This is a genomic window from Lysobacter sp. A421, assembly GCF_054052145.1.
Window position 1 is genome coordinate 844,736 of sequence record NZ_JBSVRL010000001.1, and the last position, 16,832, is coordinate 861,567.

The window sequence follows — 16,832 nt, forward strand, 5'->3', positions numbered from 1 at the left end:
GTTTCGCGACGCCATCGTGGCCAATCTCCTGAAGCAGTTCTCGCAGTCATCACAACTGGGCGCCAGCGGCGCTTACATCGAAGACCTCTACGAGCAGTACCTGGTCTCACCCGACAGCATCGAGCCTGGCTGGAAAGCCTATTTCGACGGCTTTGAGGGTCGCCAGGCGGGCGACGTTCCACATTCGGCCGTCATCGCCAGCATCACCGAGGCCGCCCGACACGCCGGCAAGTCCAGCGCCACCGGCACTGCGGACGAGCGCGAACGCTTCGTAGGCAAGTTGATCACGGCGTATCGCTCGCGCGGCCACCTGGGTGCGAACCTGGACCCGCTCGGCTTGTTGCAAAAGCCCGACGCGCCCGATCTGAACCTCGGCTTCCATGGCCTGTCCGGCGGCGACTTGGCCGACGAGTTCAGCACCGGCGGTGTCGCTGGCCAGGACCGGATGAAGCTGGGTGACCTGCTCAGCCTGCTGCAGGCGACCTACACTGGCTCGATCGGCAGCGAGTTCATGCATATCGCCGATGCCGAGCAACGGCGCTGGCTGTACAGCCGCCTGGAAAAAGCCGCCGGCAAGTACCACCGCAGTACCGAAGACAAGAAGCGCATCCTGGAGCGGTTGACCGCCGCCGACGGGCTGGAGCGTTACCTGCATACCAAGTACGTCGGCCAGAAGCGGTTCTCGCTGGAAGGTGGCGACGCGCTGATTCCGCTGATGGACACCGTCATCCGTCGTGCCGGCGAGCAAGGCACCCAGGACGTCGTGATCGGCATGGCCCATCGCGGCCGGCTGAACGTGCTGATCAATACGCTGGGCAAATCCCCGCGCAAGCTGTTCGACGAGTTTGAAGGCAAGTTCGACCATGTCGAGCTCGCCCACACCGGCGACGTGAAGTACCACCTCGGCTTCAGTGCCGACGTCGCGACTCCCGGCGGTCCGGTGCACCTGGCGCTGGCGTTCAACCCGTCGCACCTGGAAATCGTTGACCCGGTGGTCGTCGGTTCGGTCCGCTCGCGCCAGACCCGCCGCAGCGACACCGGCCGCACCCAGGTGTTGCCGATCCTGATCCACGGCGACGCCGCGTTTGCGGGACAGGGCGTGGTGATGGAGCTGTTCCAGATGTCGCAGGCCCGTGGTTTCCGAGTCGGCGGCACCGTCCACATCGTGATCAACAACCAGATCGGCTTCACTACCAGTGACCACGAAGACGCGCGTTCCACGTTGTACTGCACCGACGTGGCGAAGATGGTCGGCGCGCCGGTCCTGCACGTGAACGGTGATGATCCCGAGGCGGTGGCATTTTGCGCCGAGCTCGCGCTCGACTTCCGCAACACCTTCGCCAAGGACGTGGTCATTGACCTGGTCTGCTACCGCCGCCACGGTCACAACGAGGCCGACGAACCAGCCGCCACGCAGCCGGTGATGTATCAGGCGATCCGCCAGCACAAGACACCGCGTGAGCTGTACGCCGACCAGCTGATTGCCGAAGGTCTGTTGAGCGCCGACGATGCCAAAGCCGTGGTCGACCAGTACCGCGACAAGCTCGATGCCGGCGAGGTCACCACCGACCTGGTCACCGTCAAGCCCGATGAGTTCACCGTCGACTGGACCAAGTTCCTCAAGGGCACTCTGGCCGACATCGTCGACACCACGTTCGACCGCGACAACCTCAACCAGCTGGCCAAGCGGATCAACACCATCCCCGCCGACGTCAAGCTGCACGCGCGCGTGGCCAAGATCTACGAAGACCGTCGCAAGATGTCGGCCGGCGAGCAAGCCGGTGACTGGGGCTTTGCCGAAAACCTGGCCTACGCGTCACTGCTCAGCGAGGGTTACAAGCTGCGCCTGGTTGGCCAGGATTGCGGGCGCGGCACATTCTTCCATCGGCACGCCATCCTGCACGAGCAGACCAGCGACGAGTCCTACCTGCCGCTGCGCGAGCTGGTGCAGAACCCGCTGGACGTGGAAATCATCGACTCGCTGCTCAGCGAGGAGGCGGTGATGGCGTTCGAGTACGGCCATGCCACGGCCGACCCGGACACCCTGGCCATCTGGGAAGCGCAGTTCGGCGACTTCGCCAACGGCGCCCAGGTGGTGATCGACCAGTTCCTGTCCTCGGGCGAAGCCAAGTGGGGCCGGCTGTGCGGCCTGGCGCTGTTCCTGCCACATGGCTACGAGGGCCAAGGCCCGGAGCACAGCTCGGCACGGCTTGAACGCTTCCTGCAACTGTGCGCCCTGGACAACATGATGGTGTGCACGCCGACTACGCCGGCGCAGGCGTACCACATGATCCGTCGCCAGATGCGCATGCAGACCCGCAAGCCGTTGGTGGTGATGACGCCCAAGTCGCTGTTGCGCCACAAGCTGGCGGTATCGTCGCTGGACGAGCTGGCCACCGGTGGCTTCCAGACCCTGATCCCGGATGCCAAGGCCGACCCGAAGAAGGTCAAGCGGGTCGTGGTGTGCGGCGGCAAGGTCTATTACGACCTGCTGGAAGATGCGACCAAGCGCGGCGCCGATGACGTGGCCATTATCCGCGTGGAGCAGCTGTACCCGTTCCCGCGCGAGGCACTGGCCGCCGAACTGAAGCGCTTCCCATCGGCCCGGGAAGTGATCTGGTGCCAGGAGGAACCGCAGAACCAGGGCGCGTGGTATCAGATCGGCCATCACCTGACCTTCTGCCTGGCACCGAAACAGACCTTGCACTATGCCGGTCGCCTGCGCTCGCCCTCACCGGCGGTCGGCCACATGAGCGATCATCTCGCGGAACAGGCCCAGCTGGTCGCCGACGCGTTGGTGAACCCCGCTCAGGGCAACCCGGCTCCCGAATAACCGCATGCTTGTTCCGCTACTCTCAACCCTTCGCCATTCGTCCCACTTTCAAGTTACCCAGGATGTCTTTCCATGAGCACCGAGATCAAAGTTCCGGTCCTGCCCGAGTCCGTCTCCGACGCCACTATCGCTACCTGGCACAAGAAACCAGGCGATGCGGTCAAGCGTGATGAGAACCTGGTCGACCTCGAAACCGACAAGGTTGTATTGGAGGTCCCCTCCCCGATTGACGGCGTGCTCAAGGAAATCAAGTTCGACACGGGCGCGACGGTGACCAGCGAGCAGGTACTGGCAATCATCGACGACGCCGCGGCGCCGGCAGCCGACGTCGGCGACAAGAAAGCCGCGAAAGTCGACAGCAAGAATGATGCCGCTGCGACCGACGTGGCCCAACCGGTACAACCCAGGGACGAGGCACCCAAGGCGGCCAAGGCTCCTGCGGCGGCCGGCAAGTCCGCGGACCTGCCTCCCGGTGCGCGCTTCACCTCGAACAAGGAAGGCATCGATCCGGCCAATGTCGATGGCACCGGCCGCCGTGGTGCCGTGACCAAGGAAGACCTGCTCAACTACGCCAAAAATGCCGGCGTCGGCAAGGCCGGTGGTGCGCGTCCGGAAGAGCGCGTGCCCATGACCCGGATGCGCGCACGCATCGCCGAGCGCCTGATGGAATCAAAGAATTCCACCGCGATGCTGACCTCCTCCAACGAGGTCAACATGAAGGCGGTCATGGACATGCGCAAATCCCAGGGCGAAGCGTTCAAGAGCGCCTACGGGATCAAGCTGGGCTTCATGAGCTTCTTCGTCAAGGCAGCCGCCAACGCGTTGCAGCGCTATCCGCTGGTCAACGCATCGGTGGATGACAAGGACATCATCTATCACGGTTACGCGGATATCTCGATCGCCGTGTCGACCGACCGGGGCCTGGTCACGCCGGTGCTTCGCAATGCCGAGTCGATGAGCTTCGCCGAGGTCGAGCAGGCCATCGACGGCTACGCCACGGCCGCCCGCGAAGGTGGCCTGAAGCTGGAGGACCTCCAGGGCGGCACCTTCACCATCACCAATGGCGGCACGTTCGGCTCGCTGTTCTCGACCCCGATCATCAACCCGCCACAAAGCGCCATCCTGGGCATGCATGCCATCAAGGAGCGCGCAATCGTGGAGAACGGCCAGGTGATCGCCGCGCCGATGATGTACATCGCCTTGAGCTACGACCACCGCATTGTCGATGGCAAGGATGCGGTGCTGTTCCTGGTCGACATCAAGAACCAGCTCGAGAACCCGCACCGCATGCTGCTGGGCATGTAACAAAAGGATCATTTGAGATGAGCGAACAACAGAATTTCGACGTCGTGGTGATTGGCGCCGGTCCCGGCGGCTATGTGGCCGCGATCCGCGCCGCGCAGCTCGGCCTGAAGACCGCGTGCATCGACGCCGGAGTGGGCAAGGACGGCAAGCCCGCGCTGGGTGGCACCTGCCTGAGGGTGGGTTGCATCCCGTCCAAGGCATTGCTGGACAGCTCGCGCCAGTTCCACAACCTGACCCACATGTTTTCCGACCACGGCATCTCGGCCGACAAGCCGAAGATCGATGTCGGCGTCATGGTGGGTCGCAAGGACAAGATCGTGAGCCAGTTCACCGGCGGCATCACGATGCTGTTCAAGGCCAACAAGGTCACCCCGTTCTACGGTTTCGGCACCCTGCACAAGGGCAATGTGGTCAAGGTGAAGCAGCACGACGGGTCGGAGGTCGAGCTCAAGGCCGCCAACGTCATCATCGCCGCCGGTTCGGACTCCATCGAGCTGCCGTTCGCGAAGTTCGACGGCGACAAGATCGTCGACAACGTCGGAGCCCTGGATTTCGACAAGGTACCCAAGCGCCTGGGCGTGATCGGTGCCGGTGTGATCGGCCTGGAGCTGGGCAGCGTCTGGAAGCGGTTGGGCTCGGAAGTCACCATCCTGGAAGCCCTGCCCGGCTTCCTGGCGGCCGCCGACGCCGACATCAGCAAGGTCGCTGCGCGTGAATTCAAGAAGCAGGGCCTGGATATCAAGCTCGGCGCGAAGGTCAGCAAGGCGGAGATCAAGAAGGATGGTGTCCACCTGTCCTACAACGACGGCAAGCAAGAGCAGTCGTTGGTGGTCGACAAACTGCTGGTGGCCGTTGGCCGCCGCGCTGCAACCAAGGGCCTGTTGGCCGACGGCACCGGGGTCAAGGTCAACGAGCGCGGCCAGATCGAGGTCGACGAGCATTGCCACACCGGCGTCGATGGCGTCTGGGCGATAGGCGACTGCATCCGCGGCCCGATGCTGGCGCACAAGGCGTCCGAGGAAGGCATCGCGGTCTCCGAGCTGATCGCCGGTCTGCCCGGCCATGTCAACCTGGATACCGTGCCGTGGGTCATCTACACCGAGCCGGAAATCGCCTGGGTCGGAAAGACCGAGGCCCAGTGCAAGGATGAAGGCATTCCCTACAAGACCGGCAGCTTCCCGTTTGCCGCCAACGGCCGCGCCGTGGCGATGAATGAACCCGCCGGCCTGGTCAAGGTGATCGCCCATGCCGAAACCGACCGCATCCTGGGCATGCACCTGTGCGGCCCGAGCGTGTCCGAGCTGGTCCACAGCGGCGTGATCGCGATGGAGTTCAATGGCGCGGCCGATGATCTGGCACGGATCTGCTTCGCGCATCCGGCGCTGAGTGAAGTCGTGCATGAGGCTGCCATGGCGGTCGAAAAGCGCGCCATCCACAAGGCAAACTGATCGCGTCATCATTGATCTGCGAACCAGAACGGCGCACCCAGGTGCGCCGTTCTGGTTTGGAAGCCCCCACTTCGGAGCAACTACCACCATGCAGTCCATCTGCGTCTATTGCGGGTCCAATCCCGGCGCTCGCCCCATCTATGCCGAGCGCGCCGCACTGCTGGGCACCCAACTGGGTAACCAGGGCCTGACGGTCGTATACGGTGGTGGCGATGTCGGCTTGATGGGTATCGTCGCCGATGCCGCGCTGGCGGCTGGCGGCGAGGTGATCGGGGTGATCCCCGAGCAACTGGTCAACCTGGAGGTCGCCCATCGCGGCCTGACCCGGCTCGACGTCGTGGCCAACATGCACGAACGCAAGAAGCGCATGTTCGACCTGTCCGATGCTTTCGTCGCCCTTCCCGGCGGCTTCGGGACCATGGACGAGATGTTCGAGATGCTGACCTGGCGACAGCTCGGCATTGGCGACAAGCCATGCGCCTTCCTGGACGTGGATGGGTTCTTCGCTCCGTTGATCGCCATGATGGATCGCATGGTCGCCGAAGGCTTCGTCCACCCCGGGCAGCGACAGGACCTGTGGCATGGCGAGGACATCGACATGATGTTGGACTGGATGCGCGCCTATACGCCCGCCCATGCAGAGAAGTGGCTGGAAGCGAAACGCCGCAGCGCCTTGCGCTAGCCCCATCGGGATATGATCCGGGAGATCTGTCCCACGCAGTAGCCGGCGGTTGCCGGAAGGAAAAGAACCACATGACGATCCCGGCCACCTTCAACGCCTTTCGCATCCATGAGGACGAGGCCGGCTATCGCAGCGGCATCGAGTCGATCTCGCTGGATGACCTCGCCCCCGGCGAAGTCGTGGTCAAGGCCGTGCATTCCTCGGTCAACTTCAAGGACGCGTTGGCGGGCACTGGCAAGGGCAAGATCCTGCGGCGATTTCCGCTGGTCGGCGGGATCGATGTTGCCGGCCATGTGGTGGCCTCCACCGATCCGTCGTTCAAGGAAGGCGACGCCGTGCTGGCGACCGGCAGCGGCTTGAGCGAAACCCGCGACGGTGGCTACGGACAGTACGTCCGGTTGGAGGCGAAGTGGACCATCGCGTTGCCCGATGGCCTCGACCTGCGCGAGAGCATGATCCTGGGTACCGCCGGTTTTACCGCGGCACTGGCGCTGTTCCGCATGACCGAGAACCGGCAGCGGCCCGATATGGGACCGCTGGCGGTAACCGGCGCGTCCGGCGGCGTGGGCTCGCTGGCGGTCGATATTTTCAGCCGCGCCGGCTTCGAGGTACATGCCATCAGCGGCAAGGCCGACCAACATGCCTACCTGAGGGAGATTGGTGCCAGCCAGGTCCTGGGGCGTGACGCGTTGGCCACTACCCGGCCGATGGAGTCGGCGCGGTTCGGCGGTGGCCTGGACAACGTCGGCGGTCCGATGCTGACCAGCCTGCTTGCTCAGTGCGCGCCGTACGGCAATATCGCCAGCGCCGGGCTGGCCGCGTCTGCCGGACTCGATGCCACGGTGATGCCGTTCATCATTCGCGGCGTGTCACTGCTTGGTGTTGCCTCCGCCGGCACCGCACGTGCTATCCGTGAGGCGGTCTGGCAACATCTGGCCAGCGACTGGAAGCCGAGGCACCTTGATCGCATCTGCACCCGCGAAGTGTCTTTGGCCGAGTTGCCGCAGGTATTTTCGAACATGCTCGGCGGCGGTTCGCTGGGGCGCACGCTGGTGACTATATAAGCCATTTGCGGCGACGTCATACGAAGCTACAATCAAACCGATCTCCTGGGGGAAATACATGGCGCGCATCCTGATCGTCGACGACTCACCGTCACAACTGATGGGCATCCGCCGCATCGTCGAGAAACTGGGCCACGAAGCCCTGACTGCCGAAGACGGCGCCGCCGGGGTCGCCGCGGCCAAGCAGGAACTGCCCGACCTGGTGCTGATGGATGTGGTGATGCCCAACCTCAATGGTTTCCAGGCAACCCGGGCGATTTGCAGGGACGCCGACACCAAACATATCCCGGTCATCCTGGTTACCACCAAGGATCAGCAAACCGACCGCGTCTGGGGCATGCGCCAGGGAGCGAAGGCCTACATCACCAAGCCGTTCAGCGAGGCCGACCTGGCCGAAGTGCTCGGCCAGCTATTGCCGGGTTGAAGCAAGCCAGGTTGAAGCAAGCCGGGTTGAACCAAGCCCGGTTGCAGCAAGCCCCGCGCCGAGCGCTACTCCCGGCGCCAATCCTCGCCGAACGCGTCGCGCATGGTCTGATAAGCGTCGGTCTGTGCATCGGTATGTGGTCGCGGCGCCAGCACTTCCAGCTCCACGATCTGGTCTCCGGCATCCGGCTTGGCCGGCAGGCCGCGGCCGCGCAGCCGAAGCTTGCTGCCGGCTTCGGAGTTGGCCGGGATCTTCAATTCCACTGACCCACCCAGGGTCGGCACGCTGATCGTCGCGCCCAACGCCGCCTCCCACGGCGCGATCGGCAGGACATGAATCACATTGCGGCCGTCGACCTCGAACTGTGGATGGGCCGCGTAATCGATTTCCAGCAGCAGCGCACCACCGTTGCTGCCCTGGCCACCCAACCGGATCGATTGCCCTTCGCGGATGCCCTTGGGCACGCGCACATCCAGGGTCTTGCCGTTGATACCGACCCTGACGCTTGCACCGGAGTACACCGTCTCCAGTGGAACCGAGAGCTTGGCACGGGTATCGGCGTGTGAATTTGCACCAGGGTGCGGGGCGAATCCGCCATTGCCGCCCGCCGGGCCTCCCGGTCCACGACCGCGTCCGAACAGTGTCTCGAAGAAGTCGCTGAAACCACCGCCCGCGCCGCCGCCGGCAAATATCTCCTCGAAATCGACCCCCGAGCCGCCCTGCCCGCCAAAGCCGCCGGCTGGCTGATGCACCTCATCGCCCGGACGATACCCCCGCGTGCGCAACTGGTCGTAAGCCGCCCGCTTCTGCGGATCACGCAAGGCCTCGTAAGCTTCGTTGACGGCTTTGAACGTATCCTCCGCACCCGCCTCCTTGCTGACGTCCGGATGGTATTTTCGCGCCATCCTGCGGTAGGCGGTCTTGATCTCGGCATCGCCCGCGCTGGGTTCCACGCCGAGGGTTTGGTAATAGTCCTTGAAATGCATGAATACTCCGGAAATGCCCTTGATCGCAGCGTTGCGGGGCGTATGAATTTCAATGAGCGTTGACGTGCATTCTAGAAGCGTAGCCCTACACTGTCACTGCGTACATGCGCCAATCCGCGCGCCAGACAAGGAAACAAGATGACCATCCAGGTGGGAGAACACCTCCCGGAAGCTCCGCTGCAACGTATTGCCGATGGCGTTGAAACCGTTGATGCCTCGGTACTGTTCAACCAGAAAAAGGTGGTGATATTCGCCGTCCCCGGCGCTTTCACCCCGACTTGCTCGGAGAAGCACCTCCCGGGATTTGTCGCGCATTACCAGCAGTTCCGCGACAAGGGGATCGATGTGGCCTGTGTGTCGGTCAACGACCCGTTCGTGATGCAAGCCTGGGGAAAAAGCCAGGACGTGCCAGAAGGACTGATGATGCTGGCCGATGGCAACGCCGAGTTCACTCGCGCCCTGGGTCTGGAACTCGATGCCAGCTCCTACGGCATGGGCGTGCGTTCCAAGCGCTTCGCGCTATATGCCGAAGACGGCGTGGTGAAGCAGCTGTATGTGGAGGCACCGGGTGAGTACCGGGTATCCACCGCCGAGCACATGCTTTCCCAACTGGCCTGAAACGCACGAAGTCGTGAGCGCCGGTAGGTAGACCCACAAAATAACGCCGCCCTCAAGGGGCGGCGTTACTTTTTGTCACGCTCGCGCAGCGAATGTACCCGTGCGGCGTGGCCGGTCAGTCAGCCGACGATCCGTCCGGCGACTCCGGGGTAGGCGCATCGTCTACACGCGCGCCAGCCGCCAACGATGGGTCGACCGCCGCCGCAATCCCCTCGTCGTCGACCGTCCCGTCACCGAGTTCGTCGTCCAGTGATGCATCCAGACGTTCAACGGCCTGCAAGGTCTCGTTGGCCGCCAGCTTCATCAAAGTCACCCCTTGGGTGTTCCGGCTGACCTGGGATATCTCCGATGCGTGGGTACGCACCAGGGTGCCGCCGTCGGATATCAGCAATACCTCGTGGTCTTCGCTGAGCTGGATCGCACCGACCAGTTTGCCGTTGCGCTCACTGGTCTTGAGTGCAATCACGCCCTGGGTGCCGCGCCCCTTGCAAGGGTACTGTTCCAGCTCGGTGCGCTTGCCGTAGCCACGCTCACTGGCGGTCAGGATATCGCCATCGCCGTCGACCACGATCAGACTGACCACCTTGGCATCCTCACCCAGGCGCATGCCGCGAACGCCCCGGGCGGTACGCCCCATGGAGCGCACGTTGCTGCCAGCGAAACGAACCGCCTTGCCCGCACTGGAGAACAGCATGATGTCGCAGCTGCCATCGGAAAGGCCGACACCGATCAACGCATCGCCCTCGTCAAGGTTGATCGCGATCTTGCCGCGTTGCAGGCGATAGGCATATTCCGTCAGCGGCGTCTTCTTGACGACGCCATTGCGGGTCGCAAAGAAAACATACCGGCCACCATCGTAATCACGCACCGGAACTACCGCCTGGACCTGCTCGTCAGGTTCCAGCGGGATCCAGTTGATGATCGGCCGCCCGCGGGCGTTGGGGCCCGCGTCCGGCAGTTGGTACACCGGCAGCCAGAACACCCGGCCGGCACTGGTGAACGTCAGCAAGGTGTCGTGGGTGTTCACCAGCCACAGGCTGTCGATGAAGTCCTCATCCTTGGTCGCCGCCGCGTTGCGCCCCCGGCCACCGCGCTTCTGCGCGCGGTAACTGCTGACCGGCTGGCGCTTGGCATAGCCCGAATGGGACAGCGTCACTACCACGTCCTCCGGTGCGATCAGGTCGAGGATATCGAGGTCTTCCTCACTCTCGCGGATCTCGGTGCGGCGCTCATCGCCGAACTCGACCTTGACGTTGTCCAGCTCGGTGCGGATCACCGCCAGCAGCACGTTGGGGTCTACCAGGATCTCGATCAGGCCACGGATGGCCTCCAGCAGCAGCTTGTACTCGTCGGTCAGCTTCTCCTGCTCCAGCCCGGTCAGGCGGTGCAGGCGCATCTCCAGGATCTGCTGGGCCTGGATTTCAGTCAGCTGGTATCGGCCGTCAACCAGGCCGACGCCCTTGGGCAAGTCGTCCGGACGCGAGTCTTCCGCCCCGACCGCGCCCAGCAGCGCACCGACCAGCCCCGGCTCCCACGTCTTGGCCAGCATGCGCTCGCGGGCTTCGTTGGGATTGGCCGAGGTCTTGATCAGCTCGATCATCTCGTCGATGTTGGCCAGCGCGACAGTCAGGCCTTCCAATATATGTGCGCGTGCGCGAGCCTTGCGCAGCTCGAAGATGGTGCGACGGGTCACCACTTCGCGGCGATGGCGAACGAACGACTGCAGGATCTGCTTGAGGTTCAGCAGCTGCGGCCGGCCATCGACCAGCGCCACCATGTTGATGCTGAACGACGACTCCAGCTGGGTCTGCTGGTAGAGGTTGTTGAGCACCACATCGGCCGAGTCGCCACGCTTGATCTCGATGTAGATGCGCATGCCGTCCTTGTCGGACTCGTCTCGCAACTCGCTGATGCCTTCGAGCTTCTTTTCCTTGACCAGCTCGGCGATCTTCTCGATCAGCCGCGCCTTGTTGACCTGGTACGGAATTTCGGTGACAGCGATCGCTTCGCGACCGTTGTCGGCCACCTCGATATCCGCCTTCGCGCGCATGCGCACGCGACCGCGACCGGTGTGGTACGCGTTGATGATGCCGGAGGTGCCATTGATGATGCCGGCAGTCGGGAAATCCGGACCGGGCACGTGCACCATCAGCCCATCGATGTCGATCTCGGGGTTCTCGATCAACGCGATCGTCGCGTCGATGATTTCCGACAGGTTGTGCGGCGGGATGTTGGTCGCCATGCCAACCGCGATACCGGCCGAACCATTGATGAGCAGGTTCGGGACCCGGGTCGGCATGACCGTCGGCTCGAATTCCTTCTCGTCATAGTTCGGCTGGAAGTCGACGGTGTCTTTCTCGATGTCCGCCATCAACTCATGGGTGAGTTTGGACATGCGCGCTTCGGTGTAGCGCATCGCCGCGGCGGAGTCGCCATCCACTGAACCGAAGTTGCCCTGGCCATCCACCAGCATGTAGCGCAGCGAGAACGGCTGCGCCATGCGCACCAGCGTGTCGTAGACCGACTGGTCGCCGTGCGGATGGTATTTACCGATCACGTCACCGACGATTCGCGCCGACTTGAAGTACGGCTTGTTGGAGTGGGCACCCAACACGCTCATCGCGTACAGAACGCGTCGGTGCACCGGCTTGAGCCCGTCCCGAACGTCCGGAAGCGCGCGTCCGACGATCACGCTCATGGCGTAATCGAGGTAGCTGCGACGCATCTCGTCTTCGAGGTTTACCGGGATGATTTCCTTGGCAAATTCGGCCATCGGGTTTCCGTGTTTTGACAGGGGTTAGAGCGATATCGATCGCTGCCCGCGCCTATCGGAAACCACCCAGGCAATTCTTCCTGCGCGGCGATTTCTCGATCCGCGACAAGCAGATGAAAAAGACACTGAATCATAGCACAAAACGCGCTCTGACGCCCCGCTATTTTCCCCGGAAACAATGACTTAGCGCGGTTTTACGGTCGAATCGGACGCTGACGGAGACTCGCGCCTCTCAATCGGGAAATGCGAGCCGCATCGCGGCCTCGTCTGGACGCTCGATCACCCCACGCTCGGTAACGATGGCGGTGATCAGATCATGCGCCGTGACGTCGAAGACCGGGTTCCAGGCACGGATACCATCGGCCGCCGTACGGGTCCCGGCGACGCCGAACAACTCTTCGGGGTCGCGCTCCTCGATATGGATGAAATCGCCCGACGCCGTGTCCATATCCACTGTCGATGACGGTGCCACCACCATGAACCCGACTCCGTAATGCCATGCCGAGATAGCGAGCTGGCAGGTACCGATCTTGTTGGCGACATCGCCGTTGGCGCAGATGCGGTCCGCCCCCACCACGACCCATTGCACCTTGCCGGTTTTCATCAGGTGCGCGGCCGCCGCGTCGGCGATCAGGGTCGGGGCAATACCGTCCTGCTGCAGCTCCCACGCAGTCAGTCGTGCGCCTTGCAGCCACGGACGGGTCTCGCCCGCATACACCTGCTCGACCCGCCCCTGGGCGACGCCGGCGCGAATCACCCCCAGCGCGGTACCAAAACCGGCGGTTGCCAGCGAGCCGGTGTTGCAATGGGTCAAGACACTGCTGCCGGGTGCGATCAGGGCCGCACCAAGCACGCCCATCTGGCGATTGGCCGCCAGATCCTCGCGGGTGATTGCCTCGGCCTCGGCGGCGAGGGCCCCGCGCCACTGCTCACCGGCACCGGTGAGGACGCGCCGCATCCGCGCCAATGCCCAGGCAAGGTTGACCGCCGTGGGCCTGGCCGCATTGAGGTGGGCGATGGTCGGAGTGAGCTTGGCGGCCGCCTCGGAGCCATCGGCCGCGGTGATCTCACGGGCCGCCAGCACCAGGCCCCAGGCGGCGGCGATTCCAATGGCAGGAGCACCACGAACGACCAGCGTTCGGATCGCGTCGAACACCTCGTCACTGGTGCGGCAGGTGACGTATTCCACCTGGAAGGGAAGCTTGCGCTGGTCCAGCAGCTCCAGCGCGTCACTGGTCCAGCGGATGGGCCGGACCCGGTCATAACGGTCGAAATCGAGGGTATCGGTCATGGCGTTCTCAAGCTCGGAAGAAGTCAAATGCCAGCACGTCGGCGATCCGGTCGGTGCCCAGTATCGCCATCATCAGCCGGTCGACACCGAGGGCGACCCCGGCGCAATGTGGAAAGCCGGCGGCCAACGATGCAAGGAAGCGCTGGTCCAGTTGCGGCAGGATATCCCCACGACTCGCACGCACCTGCCGGTCGCGCTGGAAACGCGCCGTCTGCTCCACCGCATCGGCCAGCTCGTGATAGCCATTGGCAAGCTCCAGCGGCCCCAGATACAACTCGAAACGTTCGGCGACCGGTGGCTCGCCAGTGCCATCATCGCGCAGCCGCGCCAACGCGCATTGGCTGGCCGGGTAGTCGTGGATCGCCAGCATCTGGTCGTCGCGGAAATCCGGCTGCAACCGGTGGGTCATCAACAGGTCCAGCCAATCGTCACGCACCAGCCCGCGCGGATCGACAACAGCCTCACCCAGCGCTTGGCGCAGCTCGTCTTCGCTGGCGGTCATCGGGTCCAGGCCCAGCCGGTCGCGGTAGAGGTCACGGTAGCGAACCTGGACCAGTGGAACCTGTCGGCCGACCAGCGCGAGTGCGGCATTGATCACCTCGGCGGTTTCCACAATCAGCGCACGATGGCCCCAGCCCAGGCGATACCACTCCAGCATGGTGAATTCCGGATTGTGGCGAACACCGGCCTCTCCATCGCGAAACACCCGGCCCAGTTCGTAGCAATCACCAAAGCCGGCCGCCAACAGGCGCTTGAGCGGGTACTCGGGGGACGTACGCAACCATCGCGTTCGCGGCGCGCCATCGGTGCGTCCGCTGAACTGCAGCGAGAACGAGGCGATATTGGGCTCGGTGTTGCCGGCCACCGACATCATCGGCGTCTCGACCTCGGTGACGTCACGCTCGGCGAAGAACGTTCGGATGCAGGCGTTGAGGGCGGCGCGCAGGCGCAGCGCATCGAAGCTCGCCGTCGGCTGCCAGTCCGACGTCATGTCGATCTCATTCGTGTGCAGCCAGGAAGGCGATGAGCTTCGCCTCGTCCCAGATTGCGACGCCCAGCTCCTCGGCCTTGGCAAGCTTGGAGCCGGCAGCCTCGCCGGCGACGACAAAGCCGGTTTTCTTCGACACGCTGCCAGCGGACTTTGCGCCCAGGGCTTCCAGCCGGGCCTTGGCCTCATCGCGGGTCATCGACGACAAGGTCCCCGTCAGCACCACGGTCTGGCCGTCCAGCGCACCGGCAACGCGTGTCTCGTCCTGCGGAACCCGCGCCTCCAATCGTTCCACCGCAGCAGCCGACGCGGACAGCAGCCCGGCGTTGCCGACATCCTGCAACCAGTCGAACAGCGCCGTCGCGGTATCGTTCGGCAAACCGGCGGTAACAAAATCATGTTGCGGCGCCTTCAGCAGACGCGCCACCGCAGCGGCGGGCTGATCCGCGAGCGGAAATGCCGCTGCCACCTGTTCGGCGCGAATGCGGGTGATCTTCGGGATATCCAGGTCGACCAGCAGGGTCGCCAAACCCAGGTCATCGCGCAGCTTCGGCGACGGGTCATGGGCATCGTTGATGGTGACGCCGCGCGCCAGCAACTCGTCGATGACCTGCTGGTTGCCCGGCTGGTCCATGAAGTTCCCGATGGAGCGGGCGACTTCCCCGCCGATATCAGGCACCCGCTTGAATAACGGCCACGGCAAGTGACGGATTATTTCCAGGTCGCCGAACCAGGTCGCCAACGCCTTCGCGGTGCTCTCGCCGACATGCTGGATACCCAGGCCGAACAGAAAACGCTCCAGCGTGGTGTCGCGGCTGCGGTCAATCGCCTCGATCAGGTTCTCGGCCCATTTGGTCGCGACCTTGGCCGGCTTGCCGTTGCTTGCCGCGGACACATCCGCCGGCGCTTCCGGCAGCGCGTCCTGCGCGGCATCACCGCGGCTTTTCATCTCCAGCAGGTCATCGAGGGTCAACTTGTACAGATCGGCGACGGTCGTGACGTAATCCAGATCCGACAGATACTCGATGTAGCGCTCGCCGAGACCATCGATGTCCATCGCCCGGCGCGAGGCGAAATGCCCGATGGCTTCCTTGCGCTGGGCCGCGCAGGTCAACTCGCCCGAGCAGCGCCAAACCACACCGCCCTCCTCGCGGACGATCCGCGAGCCGCAGACCGGGCACTCGGTTGGCATCACCCATACCGGCGCACCGGGCGCGCGCTGGTCAGGCACGACCCGGACGATCTCCGGGATCACATCACCGGCGCGGCGCACGATCACCGTATCGCCGATGCGCACGTCCAGTCGCGCGATCTGGTCGGCGTTATGCAAGGTCGCCTTGCTGACCACCACGCCGGCGACCTGCACCGGCCGCAAGCGCGCCAGTGGCGTAGCCGCACCGGTGCGGCCGATATTGATATCGATCGCCTCAAGCACGGTCGACTGCTCCTGGGCGGGGAACTTGTGCGCGATCGCCCAACGTGGTGCGCGCGAGACAAAGCCCAACTCGCGCTGTCCCGCGTAATCGTCGAGTTTGTAGACCACTCCGTCGATATCGAACGGCAATCCGGCACGACGCTCACCCAGTCGCTGGTAGTAGTCGAGCAAGCCGCTGGTGCCGGCCACCACCGCGCTTTCAGCACTGACCGGCAGGCCCCATTCGCGCAATCGTTGCAGTGTCGCCGAGTGGGTTTCGGGCAGTTCGCCGCCTTCCACCACGCCCACCGCATAGGCATAGAACGCCAGCGGGCGGCGCGCCGTGATGCGTGGATCCAGCTGGCGCAGCGAGCCGGCAGCGCCATTGCGCGGGTTGGCGAGCACCTTGCCGCCCTCTGCCAGTGCGCGTTCGTTGTAGCGCTTGAAGCCTTCCAGTGGCATGTAGACCTCACCGCGCACTTCCAGCACGTCGGGCCAGCCCGCGCCACGCAGCTGCAACGCGATCGCCTTCACCGTGCGCAGGTTGGCGGTGACATCCTCGCCGGTGGCACCGTCGCCGCGGGTCGCGCCCTGGACGAAGCGGCCGTGCTCGTAGCGCAAGCTGATTGCCAGGCCATCGAGCTTTGGCTCGACCGAAAACAGCGGATTGTCCCGGCCGGTCTTGTGCTCGATCCGGCGCACGAAGTCCGCCACTTCCTGTTCGGTAAAGGCATTGGCCAGCGACAACATCGGCACGGCGTGTCGTACCGGCGCAAAGGCGCCTGACGGTGCCGCCCCGACACGCTGGGTGGGCGAATCCTCGCTCGCCAGCGCCGGAAACTCCGCTTCCAATGCCTCCAGCTCGCGCAGCAGCCGGTCGTACTGCGCATCCGCCAGCACCGCATCGTCAAGCACGTGGTAGCGGAAATTGGCGTCATCGAGCTGACGGCGCAGTTCGTCGACGCGGCTTCGGGCTTCAGCGGTGGCGGCTGCGGACATGACTTTC

At 64.2% G+C, this 16,832-nt stretch carries 12 protein-coding genes; 7 read left to right on the forward strand and 5 right to left on the reverse strand.

Annotation, left to right across the window (positions count from 1 at the left end):
* The first annotated feature begins 16 nt into the window (after positions 1-16).
* The 6 genes from ACW7G6_RS03820 to ACW7G6_RS03845 all read left to right on the forward strand — a co-directional run bounded on the left by ACW7G6_RS03820 (position 17) and on the right by ACW7G6_RS03845 (position 7,756).
* Positions 17-2,833, forward strand: coding sequence for a 2-oxoglutarate dehydrogenase E1 component (locus ACW7G6_RS03820; protein WP_456997571.1), 2,817 nt, complete (start codon positions 17-19; stop codon positions 2,831-2,833).
* Positions 2,834-2,905: 72 nt separating this feature from the next.
* The gene (gene sucB, locus ACW7G6_RS03825; protein ID WP_456997572.1) at positions 2,906-4,138 is read left to right on the forward strand and encodes a dihydrolipoyllysine-residue succinyltransferase; all 1,233 of its coding nucleotides are present in this window, start codon (positions 2,906-2,908) and stop codon (positions 4,136-4,138) included.
* Positions 4,139-4,155: 17 nt separating this feature from the next.
* Positions 4,156-5,586 (forward strand): dihydrolipoyl dehydrogenase, encoded by a 1,431-nt coding sequence (gene lpdA / locus ACW7G6_RS03830; RefSeq protein ID WP_456997573.1) that lies wholly within the window; start codon positions 4,156-4,158, stop codon positions 5,584-5,586.
* An 88-nt stretch (positions 5,587-5,674) separates the two neighbouring features.
* Positions 5,675-6,268, forward strand: a complete 594-nt coding sequence (locus ACW7G6_RS03835; protein ID WP_456979544.1) for an LOG family protein — start codon at positions 5,675-5,677, stop codon at positions 6,266-6,268.
* Positions 6,269-6,339: 71 nt separating this feature from the next.
* Positions 6,340-7,332, forward strand: a complete 993-nt coding sequence (locus tag ACW7G6_RS03840; protein ID WP_456979545.1) for a YhdH/YhfP family quinone oxidoreductase — start codon at positions 6,340-6,342, stop codon at positions 7,330-7,332.
* Between the two features lie 58 nt (positions 7,333-7,390).
* Positions 7,391-7,756 (forward strand): response regulator, encoded by a 366-nt coding sequence (locus ACW7G6_RS03845; protein ID WP_456979546.1) that lies wholly within the window; start codon positions 7,391-7,393, stop codon positions 7,754-7,756.
* A 65-nt stretch (positions 7,757-7,821) separates the two neighbouring features.
* Here the strand turns inward: ACW7G6_RS03845 and ACW7G6_RS03850 are convergent, their stop codons facing one another.
* Positions 7,822-8,742 carry a DnaJ C-terminal domain-containing protein gene (locus ACW7G6_RS03850; protein ID WP_456979547.1) on the reverse strand — a complete coding sequence of 307 codons (921 nt, stop codon included), beginning with the start codon at positions 8,740-8,742 and terminating at the stop codon, positions 7,822-7,824.
* A gap of 138 nt (positions 8,743-8,880) precedes the next feature.
* On the opposite strand from ACW7G6_RS03850, the gene ACW7G6_RS03855 reads away from it, so the two are divergent.
* Positions 8,881-9,360 (forward strand): redoxin family protein, encoded by a 480-nt coding sequence (locus ACW7G6_RS03855; RefSeq protein WP_456979548.1) that lies wholly within the window; start codon positions 8,881-8,883, stop codon positions 9,358-9,360.
* A 115-nt stretch (positions 9,361-9,475) separates the two neighbouring features.
* Here ACW7G6_RS03855 and gyrA read toward each other — a convergent pair whose 3' ends face one another.
* The 4 genes from gyrA to ligA all read right to left on the reverse strand — a co-directional run bounded on the left by gyrA (position 9,476) and on the right by ligA (position 16,825).
* Positions 9,476-12,133, reverse strand: coding sequence for a DNA gyrase subunit A (gyrA, locus tag ACW7G6_RS03860; protein ID WP_456997574.1), 2,658 nt, complete (start codon positions 12,131-12,133; stop codon positions 9,476-9,478).
* Between the two features lie 232 nt (positions 12,134-12,365).
* Positions 12,366-13,424, reverse strand: a complete 1,059-nt coding sequence (gene mtnA / locus ACW7G6_RS03865; protein ID WP_456997575.1) for an S-methyl-5-thioribose-1-phosphate isomerase — start codon at positions 13,422-13,424, stop codon at positions 12,366-12,368.
* 7 nt (positions 13,425-13,431) lie between these two features.
* Entirely contained in the window at positions 13,432-14,415 is a 984-nt protein-coding gene (gene epmA, locus ACW7G6_RS03870; protein WP_456997576.1) for an EF-P lysine aminoacylase EpmA, read from the reverse strand.
* A gap of 7 nt (positions 14,416-14,422) precedes the next feature.
* Positions 14,423-16,825: an NAD-dependent DNA ligase LigA gene (gene ligA, locus ACW7G6_RS03875; protein WP_456997577.1), complete on the reverse strand. Its 2,403-nt coding sequence runs from the start codon at positions 16,823-16,825 to the stop codon at positions 14,423-14,425.
* Positions 16,826-16,832 lie beyond the last annotated feature (7 nt).

Excerpts from the sequence above, each read along its gene's own strand:
- mtnA (WP_456997575.1), bottom strand. The coding sequence starts at position 13,424 with ATGACCGATACCCTCGATTTCGACCGTTATGACCGGGTCCGGCCCATC.
- gyrA (WP_456997574.1), bottom strand. The coding sequence starts at position 12,133 with ATGGCCGAATTTGCCAAGGAAATCATCCCGGTAAACCTCGAAGACGAG.
- ACW7G6_RS03840 (WP_456979545.1), top strand. The coding sequence starts at position 6,340 with ATGACGATCCCGGCCACCTTCAACGCCTTTCGCATCCATGAGGACGAG.
- ACW7G6_RS03835 (WP_456979544.1), top strand. The coding sequence starts at position 5,675 with ATGCAGTCCATCTGCGTCTATTGCGGGTCCAATCCCGGCGCTCGCCCC.
- sucB (WP_456997572.1), top strand. The coding sequence starts at position 2,906 with ATGAGCACCGAGATCAAAGTTCCGGTCCTGCCCGAGTCCGTCTCCGAC.
- ligA (WP_456997577.1), bottom strand. The coding sequence starts at position 16,825 with ATGTCCGCAGCCGCCACCGCTGAAGCCCGAAGCCGCGTCGACGAACTG.
- ACW7G6_RS03850 (WP_456979547.1), bottom strand. The coding sequence starts at position 8,742 with ATGCATTTCAAGGACTATTACCAAACCCTCGGCGTGGAACCCAGCGCG.
- lpdA (WP_456997573.1), top strand. The coding sequence starts at position 4,156 with ATGAGCGAACAACAGAATTTCGACGTCGTGGTGATTGGCGCCGGTCCC.
- ACW7G6_RS03855 (WP_456979548.1), top strand. The coding sequence starts at position 8,881 with ATGACCATCCAGGTGGGAGAACACCTCCCGGAAGCTCCGCTGCAACGT.
- epmA (WP_456997576.1), bottom strand. The coding sequence starts at position 14,415 with ATGACGTCGGACTGGCAGCCGACGGCGAGCTTCGATGCGCTGCGCCTG.
- ACW7G6_RS03845 (WP_456979546.1), top strand. The coding sequence starts at position 7,391 with ATGGCGCGCATCCTGATCGTCGACGACTCACCGTCACAACTGATGGGC.